We start from the raw sequence: 12,394 nt of genomic DNA, 5'->3' as shown, positions 1-12,394 counted from the left end.
AGAGCGGGGAGGAGTTAACGCAGTTCGCTGACTTTGACGTGATCCATGTCGTCGAATACCTGGTTTTCACCGACCATGCCCCAGATAAAGGTATAGTTTTTGGTGCCCACACCGGCGTGGATTGACCAGCTTGGAGAGATAACGGCCTGTTCATTGTGCACTAATAAATGACGGGTTTCCTGTGGTTGCCCCATCATATGGAACACGGCCGTCTCTTCTTCCATATTGAAGTAGAAATACACTTCCATACGGCGTTCATGGGTATGGCAAGGCATGGTATTCCACAGGCTGCCTTCTTCCAGTTTGGTCAGCCCCATGGTCAGCTGGCAGGTTTCCAGAACGTCAGGCACGATGAATTTATTGATGGTGCGGCGGTTACTGGTGGCTGCATCACCGATGGTCTGCGGAGAGGCTTCCGCCAGCGTGATTTTTTTGTTTGGGAAAGTGGTATGAGCCGGTGCGCTGTTGTAGTAAAACTTAGCCGGTTTTAACGGATCAACACTGCTGAACTCAACCCGTTGTGCCCCTTTGCCGACATACAACGCTTCTTCATGACCGATTTCATATGTCGTACCATCAACCACGATCAGGCCCGGACCACCAATGTTGATCACGCCGAGTTCGCGACGCTCAAGAAAATAGCTTACGCCAAGCTGTTTACCAACTTCATCACCCACGGATACCGTTTTTTCAGCGGGCATGACACCGCCGACAATGATGCGGTCAATATGACTGTAGGTCATGGTGTAGGCATTTTTCTCGAAAATTTTCTCAATGAGAAATTCACGGCGTAATTCAGCGGTATCAAGTGTTTTAGCGTGGTCGCTGTGGATACTTTGACGAACTTGCATGTGGATGCCTCTCATAGATGACGAGATTAAGGAGGACTTACCGGGCGAGTCTGACCGTTGCGTGGCAGTGACAGGGTACAGAAGCAGGAGAGCTCCCGGCTCGTCCTTGTTGCAGAAATCATAGGTTGATTGACATGTTAATTCAATAAAAATGAAATGATGTTTTATTTATTTTATGAGTCAGTTCAAGATTTACGACATTAAACGAAGCTTAAAAAATTTCGCAGTGGAAATGTGGGATGAGGACATTCAGGCAGGAGGGAAGTCCTGAAATTACGCAGCCGCATGTGCGGCTGCGTATAAAGTTAACTGATATGCACCACATGCAGTTGTTCGAGGGAAGAAAGTTTGACATCGGCGAGCGCCCAGCGCGGATCCATACTGTATTCGTGGTCCGGCACTACCACCGAGCGCATACGCGCGGCTTTGGTGGCGATCATGCCATTAAAAGAGTCTTCGAGCGTCACACAGTGCAGGGGATCAACCTGTAATTCTCCCGCAGCCAGCAGATAGACCTCAGGATGGGGTTTGCTGTAAGGCAGCTTTTCCGCAGAAACACGAACCTCAAAGAAAGATTGTAAATTAAACATTTCCAGCACGGTATCGAGCATAAACAGCGGTGATGCAGAGGCAAGACCAATTTTAAGCCCCTGATCACGGCAAAGTTCAAGGGCATGATTTACGCCAGGCAGCAGTGGCCGGGTTTGCTCCACCAGTTCAATCGTGCGGGCGATGATCATCGAGCACACTTCTTCCTGATCCGGACCCCGCCATGGAAGCGCCTGATACCACATTCTGACCACCTGATCGATACGCAAACCTAGCGTATCCGGCAATAAATGGCGCTGGGAAATATCAACCCCCAGGCGACTGAAAACGTCCAGCTCAGCCTGAGTCCATAAACGTTCAGAATCAATTAACAGACCATCCATATCGAAAATTGCTGCATTAACAGGGCGGATATAAGCCATGAAAGCGGACTCCCTTACAATAAATAGAAACCCACTCTAACATTGGCGGGAATGTAGGTGAAATCAAAGACGGAGGGCTGTTGTCCCGGCACTGCCATGCTAACTGATTAAAACATTGGGCGGAGCAGCCTTTCTGTGGGTAAACTTAGCCGTTGCTTTAGGTATCCTAACAAGGGGAATTCATGACGTACCAACAAGCCGGACGTGTGGCAGTCATTAAACGAATAGCGGGATGGATCATCTTTATTCCTGCTCTGCTTTCAACGCTGATTTCTTTGCTGACTTTTATCAATGAGCACACTAAAACGGAGCAGGGCATCAACGCGGTCATGCTGGATTTCGTCCATGTGATGGTGGATATGGTGAAGTTCAATACGGCGTTTCTCAATGTCTTTTGGTACAACTCACCGGTGCCTGCTTTAGGACAGGGTGTTACCAGCGCGAACGTCATGTTCTTTGTCATCTACTGGCTGATTTTTGTGGGTCTGGCACTTCAGGCTTCCGGCGCGAGAATGTCCCGTCAGGTGAAACACATTCGCGAAGGGATTCAGGATCAGCTTATTCTGGAACAGGCGAAAGGGGTTGAAGGACGTACGCGTCCGCAAATCGAAGAGCGTATCGTGATACCGCGACACACTATTTTGGTGCAGTATTTCCCATTGTATATTTTGCCAATTATCATCGCTGTCATCGGCTATTTCATTTTGAAATTATTAGGATTAATTGCCTGACATACTGACGACATATTTATAACGCTTTTCGGTAAGCATGATAAATATGGCCTGAATACTGACGTGTTCAGGCCATATTTTCTCAGGGCTAAAAGATTAATTTTGCTAACTGATATCTTCGTGTAGCAGTCTTTCTATGGCGCGTTGTGCAACCACAAGATGCTGACCACCGAATAAATTGCTGCGGTTAAGCAGGTAATATAACTGGTAGACGGGTTGCCTGGAAATGAAGTCATCAGGGAGCGGAGTTTCACTTTGATAACCGTCATATAATTGCGGCGGGATATTAGGATACAACGGCAGCATAGCCAGATCGCATTCCCGGTCTCCCCAGTAGCAGGCAGGGTCAAAAATCACCGGACCATCATCCGATAAACCACAGTTATGCGGCCATAAATCGCCGTGTAAAAGTGAAGGTTGCGGCTGATGATTCTGCAAGCGTGCATAAACCATGGCCGTGATATCTTCGATATTGCCAAACATCATCCCTTTTTCTGCAGCCAGTTGTAGCTGCCAGCCAATACGCTGTTCAGCAAAGAAGGTGGCCCAGCGTCGTTGCCAGCTGTTGGGCTGCGGAAGCGTCGCCAGTTCATTATCGAAATCCAGACCGAATTGCAGTTGCTCACTCCACTGGTGCAACGTGGCAAGTTGCTGACCTAAAACATAGGCATTATGTGCATCCAGCGGTTTTTGCGGGATATATTCGAGTAAGAGGAAACTGTAATCACGATCACTGCCTACGCCATAAACTTCCGGTACCCGGACGGTCTGGCTGCGCGCAAGCAGGGTAAGCTGATCGGCTTCAGCGGCAAAGATAGGCAACATTTCGCGTGTATTACATTTTACGAACACATCCCTGTCACCGTAACTCAGCCGCCAGGTAGGGTGGATTTCGCCCCCCGGGAGCTCAACACGTTCGCGGATTTCAGCATTACCTAAGTGTTCACTCAACAAACGATTGATGGCTTGCCACATGGTATTACCCCTTCTGACTGGCCCGATAATTCATTAAGTTAGCGTTTTTCGCGCTTCGAAAACCCGATCCGGCGCACGGCTGAATCAGATGATGATGTCAATTTATGCCATTTCTGAGATGGCTAAATAGGAAATGCCATCAGCGAACCGATTAATTTAGGAATAAGTAACCTGAAACAGGTTTTATAAGCGGAATTGTCTTATCGACATCATCTCAACCCCCTTGTTTAACAAAGCAATAATAATAATAGACGAAAAATATATTCAGGTGTGGGAAGAAGATGTATATGCTACATCTCGTCCCAGTCGCGAGAGAGATAACGTGAAACCAAACATTCTTTATTTGATGGCCGCGCTATTGCTGGCGGGTTGCGCTAAAGAAACACCGGTTCAGACCACGCGTTTTTTGAATCCATCGCCGCCACCTCAGCGCGATACTTCATTAATGCATCCGGGGCCTTATGGTGATGTTATTCACCAGGCGGCAAATACTTACGGCGTCGACGAAACACTCGTTAAAGCGATCATTCAGGTCGAATCTGGATATAACCCAACCGTTGTCAGCAAATCGAATGCGATTGGGTTAATGCAGCTAAAGGCCTCAACGGCAGGACGCGATGCCTACCGGATGAAAGGACGTTACGGTCAGCCCACGCCGCGTGATTTAAAAGATCCGGCGGTTAACATTGACCTTGGAACGGCTTATTTAAGCATTTTACAACAGCAGCTTGCCGGCATTAATAACCCTGAAACCCGCCGTTACGCCACTACGCTGGCCTATGTGAACGGAGCAGGGGCATTGCTGAGAACGTTCGATAAAGATAAAACGTATGCGATTGCGAAAATCAATCTGATGACGCCCGCAGAGTTTTCTGCCCATGTACAGAAAAAACATCCGGCACCACAAGCCCCACGCTATCTGTGGAAAGTGAACAATGCCTATCTGGCGATGCGATAAGCATGGTTTTTCCCGCCAGCGGCTCAGGCTGCTGGCGGGAAGGTTTTAATAATCTCGATAATGCCGTTGATAACGAACTGAACGCCCATACACACCAGCAAAAATCCCATCAGACGTGAAATCGCCTCAATTCCGCTTTTCCCGACCAGACGCATAATCGCCCCGGAACTGCGCAGGGATATCCACAAAATCAAACCCACTAAAAAGAAAATCATCACCGGCGCAACGATAATGATCCAGTGCGGATAGTCAGATGACTTGACCGTCGCAGCACTGCTGATAATCATGGCGATAGTGCCTGGTCCGGCGGTACTTGGCATCGCAAGAGGAACAAAAGCGATATTTGGCGAATCCTGCTTCTTCATTTCAGCCGTTTTGTTTTCGATAAGGATTCTTTCTTCTACGTGCGGCTGAGGGAAAAGCATCCTGAAACCGATAAAGGTGACGATGAGTCCCCCCGCAATACGCAGACCGGGAATGGAAATCCCGAAGGTATTCATCACCACTTGTCCTGCGTAATACGCCACCATCATGATGATAAAGACATACACTGAGGCCATCAGCGACTGCTGGTTCCTTTCCTGAGTGGTCATATTCCCTGAAAGGCCGAGCATCAGGGCAACGGTTGTCAGCGGATTTGCCAGCGGAAGCAGCACCACCAGACCCAGTCCAAGTACCTCAAATAATTGCCTGATTTCTGTCATCTTCTTCTCTTTTTCAAATGCATCTCTGGTTACCTTAGCGTCTCAGAGAAGATTACACGAAAAATATCCGCGATTAGCAACACAGGTTGCTGGAAATTCGCACTTTACGGGTGGTAAACTTGTCGGCTGTTTTCGCGTCGCATCCCGGTACAAGACCGTGCAGTATTCAGGGTGCCTATATTTGGCAAGGTAAAGCTAAATAGCGTGAATAACTACGTGAATTTAAACTCAAATATTTTTCTAGATGTGCTCTGTCGTGTGGGGCACCACTGTAGATTAAGGAATTAGCATGCCTGTCATTACTCTTCCTGATGGAAGCCAGCGCGTTTTTGATCGCCCCGTTTCTCCTCTGGATGTTGCCCTTGATATCGGTCCTGGTCTGGCGAAAGCCTGTATCGCGGGTCGTGTTAACGGCGAACTGGTTGATGCCACCGATCTGATTGAGGTTGATGCGCAACTGGCGATCATTACTGCTAAAGACGAAGCCGGTCTTGAAATTTTGCGCCACTCCTGTGCGCACCTTTTGGGTCATGCCATTAAACAACTCTGGCCAGACACCAAAATGGCAATCGGCCCGGTTATCGATAATGGCTTCTACTACGACGTCGATTTAGATCGCACGCTGACTCAGGAAGATATCGAACTGCTTGAAAAGCGCATGCACGAACTGGCTGAAAAGAATTACGACGTTATTAAAAAGAAAGTCAGCTGGCAGGAAGCGCGTGACACCTTTGCAAGCCGTGGCGAAGAATACAAAGTGGCGATCCTGGATGAAAACATCAGTCATGATGATCGTCCGGGCTTGTATCACCATGAAGAATATGTGGATATGTGTCGTGGCCCACATGTACCGAACATGCGTTTCTGCCATCATTTCAAACTGCAGAAAACCTCCGGTGCATACTGGCGTGGTAACAGCGATAACAAAATGCTGCAACGTATTTACGGCACCGCATGGGCAGATAAAAAGCAACTGAATGCATACATTCAGCGTCTGGAAGAAGCCGGTAAACGTGACCACCGTAAAATTGGTAAGCAGCTTGATCTCTACCACATGCAGGAAGAAGCTCCGGGCATGGTGTTCTGGCACAACGACGGCTGGACTATTTTCCGCGAGCTGGAAGCCTTTGTACGCATGAAACTGAAGTCTTATGACTATCAGGAAGTAAAAGGTCCGTTCATGATGGATCGCGTGCTGTGGGAAAAAACCGGTCACTGGGAAAACTACAAAGAAGCGATGTTCACCACTTCTTCTGAAAACCGGGAATATTGCATCAAACCAATGAACTGTCCGGGACACGTTCAGATCTTCAATCAGGGACTGAAATCCTACCGCGACCTGCCATTGCGTATGGCTGAGTTCGGCAGTTGCCACCGTAATGAGCCCTCCGGCGCATTGCATGGCCTGATGCGAGTTCGTGGCTTCACTCAGGATGATGCCCATATCTTCTGTACTGAAGAGCAGGTACGTGACGAAGTAAACAGCTGTATCCGTATGGTGTATGACATGTACAGCACTTTTGGTTTCGAAAAGATCGTGGTGAAATTATCCACCCGTCCTGAGAAGCGCATTGGTACTGATGAAATGTGGACACGTGCTGAGGATGATCTCGCGGCTGCGCTGACTGAAAACGATATTCCGTTCGAATATCAGCCAGGTGAAGGGGCGTTCTACGGTCCGAAAATTGAATTTACCTTGCATGATTGTTTGGATCGTGCGTGGCAGTGTGGTACCGTGCAGCTCGACTTTTCATTACCTGGTCGTTTGAACGCCTCTTATATTGGCGAAAGTAACGACCGTCAGGTTCCGGTAATGATTCACCGTGCTATCCTGGGTTCGATGGAGCGCTTCATCGGTATTCTGACTGAAGAATACGCTGGCTTCTTCCCGACCTGGATGGCTCCGGTTCAGGTAGTGATCATGAACATCACTGATGCACAAGCTACCTATGTCGAAGAATTAACTAAAAAACTGCAAGATGCAGGCATTCGCGTTAAAGCCGACTTGAGAAATGAGAAGATTGGCTTTAAAATTCGCGAACACACGCTACGCCGTGTTCCTTATATGTTAGTTTGTGGCGATAAAGAGGTCGAAGCAGGCAAAGTTGCTGTTCGTACCCGCCGCGGCAAAGACTTAGGAAGCATGGATGTTAGCGAAGTCGTTGACAAACTGCTGGCGGAAATCCGCAGCAGAAGTCTTCATCAACTGGAGGAATAAAGTATTAAAGGCGGAAAACGAGTTCAACCGGCGCGTCCTAATCGCATTAACAAAGAGATTCGCGCGCAAGAAGTTCGCCTCACAGGCGTCGATGGCGAGCAGATTGGTATTGTCAGTCTGAATGAAGCTCTTGAAAAAGCTGAGGAAGCGGGCGTCGATTTAGTAGAAATCAGTCCGAATGCCGAGCCGCCAGTTTGTCGAATCATGGATTACGGCAAATTCCTCTACGAGAAGAGCAAGTCGACCAAAGAGCAGAAGAAGAAACAAAAAGTTATTCAGGTTAAGGAAATCAAATTCCGACCTGGTACCGATGATGGCGACTATCAGGTCAAACTACGCAACCTGATTCGCTTTCTGGAAGATGGCGATAAAGCTAAAATCACCCTGCGTTTCCGTGGGCGTGAAATGGCGCACCAACAGATCGGTATGGAAGTGCTTAACCGCGTCCGTAAAGACCTGTGTGAAGATTCTGAACTGGCCGTTGTCGAATCCTTCCCTACGAAGATCGAAGGTCGTCAGATGATCATGGTGCTCGCACCTAAGAAGAAACAGTAAGGCTTCCAAGTAATCCTGCTGCGCGGTGCCCGCACCGCGTATGCTGGATTCGCCTTTCTGATTCATGTTAATAACAATGCGAAGTGGAATTTAAAATGCCAAAGATCAAAACAGTACGCGGCGCCGCTAAACGCTTCAAAAAAACCGCCAACGGTGGTTTTAAGCGTAAGCACGCAAACCTGCGTCATATTCTGACCAAAAAAGCTACTAAGCGTAAACGTCACTTGCGTCCAAAAGGCCTGGTATCCAAGAACGATTTGGGTCTGGTCTCTGCATGTCTGCCGTACGCATAAATACACTTTTTTTCATCTAGAATATAAAACTCAGGAGAGCATATGGCTCGCGTAAAACGTGGTGTGATTGCACGTGCACGTCACAAGAAAATCTTAAAACAGGCGAAAGGCTACTACGGTGCCCGTTCTCGCGTATATCGTGTTGCATTCCAGGCTGTTATCAAAGCTGGTCAATACGCCTACCGTGACCGTCGTCAAAAGAAACGTCAGTTCCGTCAGCTGTGGATCGCGCGTATCAACGCAGCAGCTCGTCAGAACGACATGTCTTACAGCAAATTCATTAACGGCTTGAAAAAAGCTTCTATTGAAATTGACCGTAAGATCTTGGCTGACATCGCGGTATTCGACAAAGTGGCATTCTCTGCACTGGTCGAAAAAGCGAAAGCAGCTCTGGCGTAAGTCAGGTAAAAGAGGGAGCTTGCTCCCTCTTTTATATTTTGTGTTTAAAAACATTCTGTTTCGTTGTTTAATAACCACCGTTTCGTTTGAATTCCGGCACAAGATTTACAACCGATAAGGTAACGCAAGCATGAACACTGCTATTTTCCGTTTCTTTTTTTACTTTAGCGCCTGACTCAGGAAGGCTTTCGCGCGTAAGAGAAGAAACGAAAAGTAGCGCCTAAGCCTCCCTCGTGGAGGCTTTTTTGTATCTGTGCTTTATACAACTAAGGTTCAGGGTCAAAATCGCGCCCCTGATTAATCACGGTTATTTTACATCGGGCCATATTGGCCAGAAGAAGAGGAAAGCAATGCCACATCTCGCAGAACTGGTTGCCAATGCCAAGGCAGCCGTAGAGAGTGCTCAGGATATCGCCGCACTGGATAATGTGCGTGTCGAATATCTGGGTAAGAAAGGCCACCTGACACTCCAGATGACAACCCTCCGTGAATTACCAGCGGAAGAACGCCCGGCTGCGGGTGCAGTCATCAACGAAGCGAAAGCGCAGGTTCAGGAAGCCCTGAACGCGCGTAAAAATACGCTGGAGTCCGCCGAACTGAATGCCCGTCTGGCTGAAGAAACGATTGATGTTTCCCTGCCTGGTCGTCGTATCGAAAACGGTGGGCTGCACCCGGTGACCCGTACTATCGACCGCATTGAAACTTTTTTTGGTGAGTTAGGTTTTACCGTGGAAACCGGCCCGGAAATCGAAGATGACTATCACAACTTTGATGCCCTGAACATTCCAGGTCATCATCCGGCCCGTGCCGATCACGATACTTTTTGGTTTGATGCCAAGCGCCTGCTGCGTACACAAACTTCTGGTGTTCAGATCCGTACAATGAAAGACCAGCAGCCGCCGATTCGTATTATCGCGCCGGGCCGCGTTTATCGTAACGATTACGATCAGACGCACACGCCGATGTTCCATCAGATGGAAGGTCTGATTGTCGATAAAGGCATCAGTTTTTCCAACCTGAAAGGCACATTGCACGATTTCCTGAATAACTTCTTTGAAGCTGATTTGCAGATCCGTTTCCGTCCTTCCTATTTCCCGTTCACTGAGCCTTCCGCAGAAGTGGATGTGATGGGCAAGAATGGTAAATGGCTGGAAGTGCTGGGTTGCGGCATGGTGCATCCGAATGTACTGCGCAACGTGGGCATTGACCCTGAAGTGTATTCCGGTTTTGCCTTCGGGATGGGGATGGAACGTCTGACAATGTTGCGCTATGGCGTGACTGACCTGCGTGCATTCTTCGAAAACGATCTGCGTTTCCTCAAACAGTTTAAGTAAGGCGGGAATATCACATGAAATTCAGTGAACTCTGGTTGCGTGAGTGGGTAAATCCAGCCATCAGCAGCGAAGCGTTATCAGACCAAATTACCATGGCCGGCCTGGAAGTTGATGGCGTTGAGCCAGTGGCAGGCGCATTTAATGGCGTGGTTGTCGGTGAAGTTATCGAATGCGGTCAGCATCCTAATGCCGATAAACTGCGTGTTACGAAAGTCAATGTGGGCGGCGATCGTCTGCTGGACATCGTTTGTGGTGCGCCAAACTGCCGTCAGGGCCTTAAAGTTGCAGTAGCAACAGTCGGCGCTGTATTGCCGGGTGATTTTAAAATTAAGGCCGCAAAACTGCGTGGTGAGCCTTCAGAAGGTATGCTGTGCTCATTCTCCGAATTAGGTATTTCAGAAGATCACGACGGTATCATTGAACTGCCACTGGATGCGCCAGTCGGTACTGATATCCGCGAATTCCTGAAACTTGATGACGCCACAATTGAAATCAGCGTAACGCCAAACCGTGCCGATTGCCTGGGTATCCTCGGCGTGGCGCGTGATGTTGCGGTGATTAACCAGTTGCCACTGGTTGAGCCGGAAATGAACCCGGTCAAGGCAACGATTGATGCCACTATTTCCATTGATGTGCAGGCCCCGCAAGCGTGTCCGCGCTATTTGGGTCGCGTAGTGAAAGGCATTAACGTTAAAGCGCCAACGCCACTGTGGATGCGTGAAAAATTGCGTCGTTGTGGTACGCGTTCTATTGATGCCGTGGTGGATATCACTAACTACGTGTTACTCGAACTCGGTCAGCCAATGCATGCGTTTGATCTGAACCGCATCAGCGGCGGCATTGTAGTACGTATGGCCCGGCCAGGCGAACCGCTGACCCTGCTCGACGGTACACAGGCGAAACTGGCAGAAGATACGCTGGTCATCGCGGATCACGAGAAAGCGCTCGCCATGGCCGGTATTTTTGGTGGCGAGCATTCCGGTGTGAACGATGAAACGCAGGATGTCCTGCTGGAGTCTGCTTTCTTCGCGCCACTGTCGATCACAGGCCGTGCACGTCGCCAGGGTTTGCACACAGACGCATCACATCGCTATGAACGTGGTGTTGATCCGAAGTTGCAATTCAAAGCCATCGAACGCGCCACTGCGTTGTTGCTGAGCATCTGCGGCGGGGAAGCGGGGCCGGTTATCGACGCCACTTCCGAAGCGGATTTGCCGAAAGCGGCAACCATCATTCTGCGTCGTGAAAAACTGGATCGCCTGATCGGGCATCACGTTGAAGATGGACAGGTGACTGACATTCTGACCCGCCTTGGGTGCCAGGTTCAGCATCACGCCGACCACTGGGTAGCTGTCGCACCAAGCTGGCGTTTCGATATGCAAATCGAAGAAGACCTGGTGGAAGAAGTTGCGCGTGTTTACGGCTACAACAATATTCCTGATGTCCCGGTTAAAGCCAGCCTGGTGATGACCAAACACCGTGAAGCGAACCTTTCGCTGAAACGTGTGAAAAATCTGCTGGTTGACCGCGGTTTCCAGGAAGCGATCACTTACAGTTTCGTCGATCCAAAAGTGCAGGCTCTGCTGCATCCGGGCGAAGATGCGCTGATTTTGCCTAGCCCGATTTCGGTGGAAATGTCCGCTATGCGTCTTTCCCTGTGGTCAGGTCTGCTGACTTCAGTGGTAAATAACCAGAATCGTCAGCAAAGTCGCGTACGTTTATTTGAAAGTGGCCTGCGCTTTGTCCCTGATACGCAAGCCGATTTAGGTATCCGTCAGGACGTCATGCTGTCTGGGGTGATCTCCGGCACCAAAAATGAAGAGCATTGGGATCTGGCGCGTCAGGCAGTTGACTACTACGATTTGAAAGGTGATCTTGAGGCTATTCTTGAGCTTACCGGCAAAATGAACAATGTACAGTTCAAGGTGGAAGCAAATCCTGCGTTGCATCCCGGGCAAAGCGCTGCGATTTATTTACACGGCGAACGTATTGGTTTCATTGGTGTAGTACACCCTGAGCTGGAACGTAAACTCGATCTTAATGGTCGTACCGTCGTCTTCGAACTGTTGTGGAACAAGGTCGCAGACCGCGTACTGCCTGATGCGAAAGAGATTTCTCGCTTCCCGGCGAACCGTCGTGACATTGCTGTTGTAGTGGCCGAAAACGTGCCCGCAGACGATATTTTGGCAGAGTGCAAGAAAGTTGGCGCAAATCAGGTAGTTGGCGTAAACTTGTTTGATGTGTACCGTGGCAAGGGCGTAGCTGAGGGTTATAAGAGCCTGGCTATTAGTCTGGTGTTGCAGGATACCGGCCGTACACTGGAAGAAGAGGAGATCGCCGCTACCGTTGCAAAATGCGTAGAGGCTCTAAAACAGCGATTCCAAGCATCCTTGAGGGATTGAACC

The 12,394-nt window shown here is 49.1% G+C and carries 13 protein-coding genes and 1 other annotated feature; of the genes, 9 read left to right on the top strand and 4 right to left on the bottom strand.

The annotated features are described in order from the left end of the window. Positions 1 to 14: 14 nt before the first annotated feature. Together kduI and hxpB are read right to left on the bottom strand one after the other, a co-directional pair. Complete coding sequence (gene kduI / locus J1781_RS25045; protein WP_129951739.1) at positions 15 to 851, bottom strand: 5-dehydro-4-deoxy-D-glucuronate isomerase; 837 nt, start codon at positions 849 to 851, stop codon at positions 15 to 17. Positions 852 to 1,156: 305 nt separating this feature from the next. Further along, the gene (gene hxpB / locus J1781_RS25040; RefSeq protein WP_217234336.1) at positions 1,157 to 1,822 is read right to left on the bottom strand and encodes a hexitol phosphatase HxpB; all 666 of its coding nucleotides are present in this window, start codon (positions 1,820 to 1,822) and stop codon (positions 1,157 to 1,159) included. A 182-nt stretch (positions 1,823 to 2,004) separates the two neighbouring features. Between hxpB and J1781_RS25035 the strand changes: the two genes are divergently transcribed. After that, positions 2,005 to 2,553, top strand: coding sequence for a YniB family protein (locus J1781_RS25035; protein ID WP_129951737.1), 549 nt, complete (start codon positions 2,005 to 2,007; stop codon positions 2,551 to 2,553). A gap of 105 nt (positions 2,554 to 2,658) precedes the next feature. On the opposite strand, the gene J1781_RS25030 is transcribed toward J1781_RS25035, so the two are convergent. After that, on the bottom strand, positions 2,659 to 3,528 hold the full coding sequence (locus J1781_RS25030) for a fructosamine kinase family protein (protein ID WP_217218970.1): 870 nt from the start codon (positions 3,526 to 3,528) through the stop codon (positions 2,659 to 2,661). A gap of 322 nt (positions 3,529 to 3,850) precedes the next feature. Here J1781_RS25030 and J1781_RS25025 point away from each other — a divergent pair, with 322 nt between their 5' ends. After that, complete coding sequence (locus tag J1781_RS25025) at positions 3,851 to 4,486, top strand: transglycosylase SLT domain-containing protein (protein WP_013576139.1); 636 nt, start codon at positions 3,851 to 3,853, stop codon at positions 4,484 to 4,486. 23 nt (positions 4,487 to 4,509) lie between these two features. Here the strand turns inward: J1781_RS25025 and J1781_RS25020 are convergent, their stop codons facing one another. Beyond that, on the bottom strand, positions 4,510 to 5,190 hold the full coding sequence (locus J1781_RS25020) for a MarC family NAAT transporter (protein ID WP_129951735.1): 681 nt from the start codon (positions 5,188 to 5,190) through the stop codon (positions 4,510 to 4,512). Between the two features lie 289 nt (positions 5,191 to 5,479). Between J1781_RS25020 and thrS the strand changes: the two genes are divergently transcribed. From thrS to pheT, 7 genes are all read left to right on the top strand, one after another. Then, positions 5,480 to 7,408: a threonine--tRNA ligase gene (gene thrS, locus J1781_RS25015; RefSeq protein ID WP_095921433.1), complete on the top strand. Its 1,929-nt coding sequence runs from the start codon at positions 5,480 to 5,482 to the stop codon at positions 7,406 to 7,408. A 3-nt stretch (positions 7,409 to 7,411) separates the two neighbouring features. Further along, positions 7,412 to 7,963, top strand: coding sequence for a translation initiation factor IF-3 (gene infC / locus J1781_RS25010; RefSeq protein WP_013576136.1), 552 nt, complete (start codon positions 7,412 to 7,414; stop codon positions 7,961 to 7,963). A 95-nt stretch (positions 7,964 to 8,058) separates the two neighbouring features. After that, positions 8,059 to 8,256, top strand: coding sequence for a 50S ribosomal protein L35 (gene rpmI / locus J1781_RS25005; protein WP_013576135.1), 198 nt, complete (start codon positions 8,059 to 8,061; stop codon positions 8,254 to 8,256). A gap of 42 nt (positions 8,257 to 8,298) precedes the next feature. After that, the gene (gene rplT, locus J1781_RS25000) at positions 8,299 to 8,655 is read left to right on the top strand and encodes a 50S ribosomal protein L20 (protein ID WP_013576134.1); all 357 of its coding nucleotides are present in this window, start codon (positions 8,299 to 8,301) and stop codon (positions 8,653 to 8,655) included. A 125-nt stretch (positions 8,656 to 8,780) separates the two neighbouring features. Continuing rightward, positions 8,781 to 8,905, top strand: a sequence feature (Phe leader region). Beyond that, positions 8,786 to 8,830 carry a pheST operon leader peptide PheM gene (gene pheM / locus J1781_RS24995; RefSeq protein ID WP_133845469.1) on the top strand — a complete coding sequence of 15 codons (45 nt, stop codon included), beginning with the start codon at positions 8,786 to 8,788 and terminating at the stop codon, positions 8,828 to 8,830. It overlaps the preceding feature by 45 nt. Positions 8,906 to 9,005: 100 nt before the next feature. Then, positions 9,006 to 9,989, top strand: coding sequence for a phenylalanine--tRNA ligase subunit alpha (pheS, locus tag J1781_RS24990; protein WP_129951734.1), 984 nt, complete (start codon positions 9,006 to 9,008; stop codon positions 9,987 to 9,989). 14 nt (positions 9,990 to 10,003) lie between these two features. Then, complete coding sequence (gene pheT / locus J1781_RS24985) at positions 10,004 to 12,391, top strand: phenylalanine--tRNA ligase subunit beta (protein ID WP_217234335.1); 2,388 nt, start codon at positions 10,004 to 10,006, stop codon at positions 12,389 to 12,391. Positions 12,392 to 12,394: the final 3 nt, after the last annotated feature.

It is taken from the genome of Rahnella perminowiae, assembly GCF_019049695.1.
Taxonomy (GTDB): domain Bacteria; phylum Pseudomonadota; class Gammaproteobacteria; order Enterobacterales; family Enterobacteriaceae; genus Rahnella; species Rahnella perminowiae.
Note: the sequence above shows the minus strand (reverse complement) of the source record. Positions and strands in the feature narration are given on the sequence as shown.

What these genes read in the sequence shown, in the direction of transcription:
- kduI (WP_129951739.1), bottom strand. Translation starts at nt 851, where the DNA reads ATGCAAGTTCGTCAAAGTATCCACAGCGACCACGCTAAAACACTTGAT.
- thrS (WP_095921433.1), top strand. Translation starts at nt 5,480, where the DNA reads ATGCCTGTCATTACTCTTCCTGATGGAAGCCAGCGCGTTTTTGATCGC.
- pheS (WP_129951734.1), top strand. Translation starts at nt 9,006, where the DNA reads ATGCCACATCTCGCAGAACTGGTTGCCAATGCCAAGGCAGCCGTAGAG.
- rplT (WP_013576134.1), top strand. Translation starts at nt 8,299, where the DNA reads ATGGCTCGCGTAAAACGTGGTGTGATTGCACGTGCACGTCACAAGAAA.
- J1781_RS25035 (WP_129951737.1), top strand. Translation starts at nt 2,005, where the DNA reads ATGACGTACCAACAAGCCGGACGTGTGGCAGTCATTAAACGAATAGCG.
- rpmI (WP_013576135.1), top strand. Translation starts at nt 8,059, where the DNA reads ATGCCAAAGATCAAAACAGTACGCGGCGCCGCTAAACGCTTCAAAAAA.
- hxpB (WP_217234336.1), bottom strand. Translation starts at nt 1,822, where the DNA reads ATGGCTTATATCCGCCCTGTTAATGCAGCAATTTTCGATATGGATGGT.
- J1781_RS25030 (WP_217218970.1), bottom strand. Translation starts at nt 3,528, where the DNA reads ATGTGGCAAGCCATCAATCGTTTGTTGAGTGAACACTTAGGTAATGCT.
- pheT (WP_217234335.1), top strand. Translation starts at nt 10,004, where the DNA reads ATGAAATTCAGTGAACTCTGGTTGCGTGAGTGGGTAAATCCAGCCATC.
- J1781_RS25020 (WP_129951735.1), bottom strand. Translation starts at nt 5,190, where the DNA reads ATGACAGAAATCAGGCAATTATTTGAGGTACTTGGACTGGGTCTGGTG.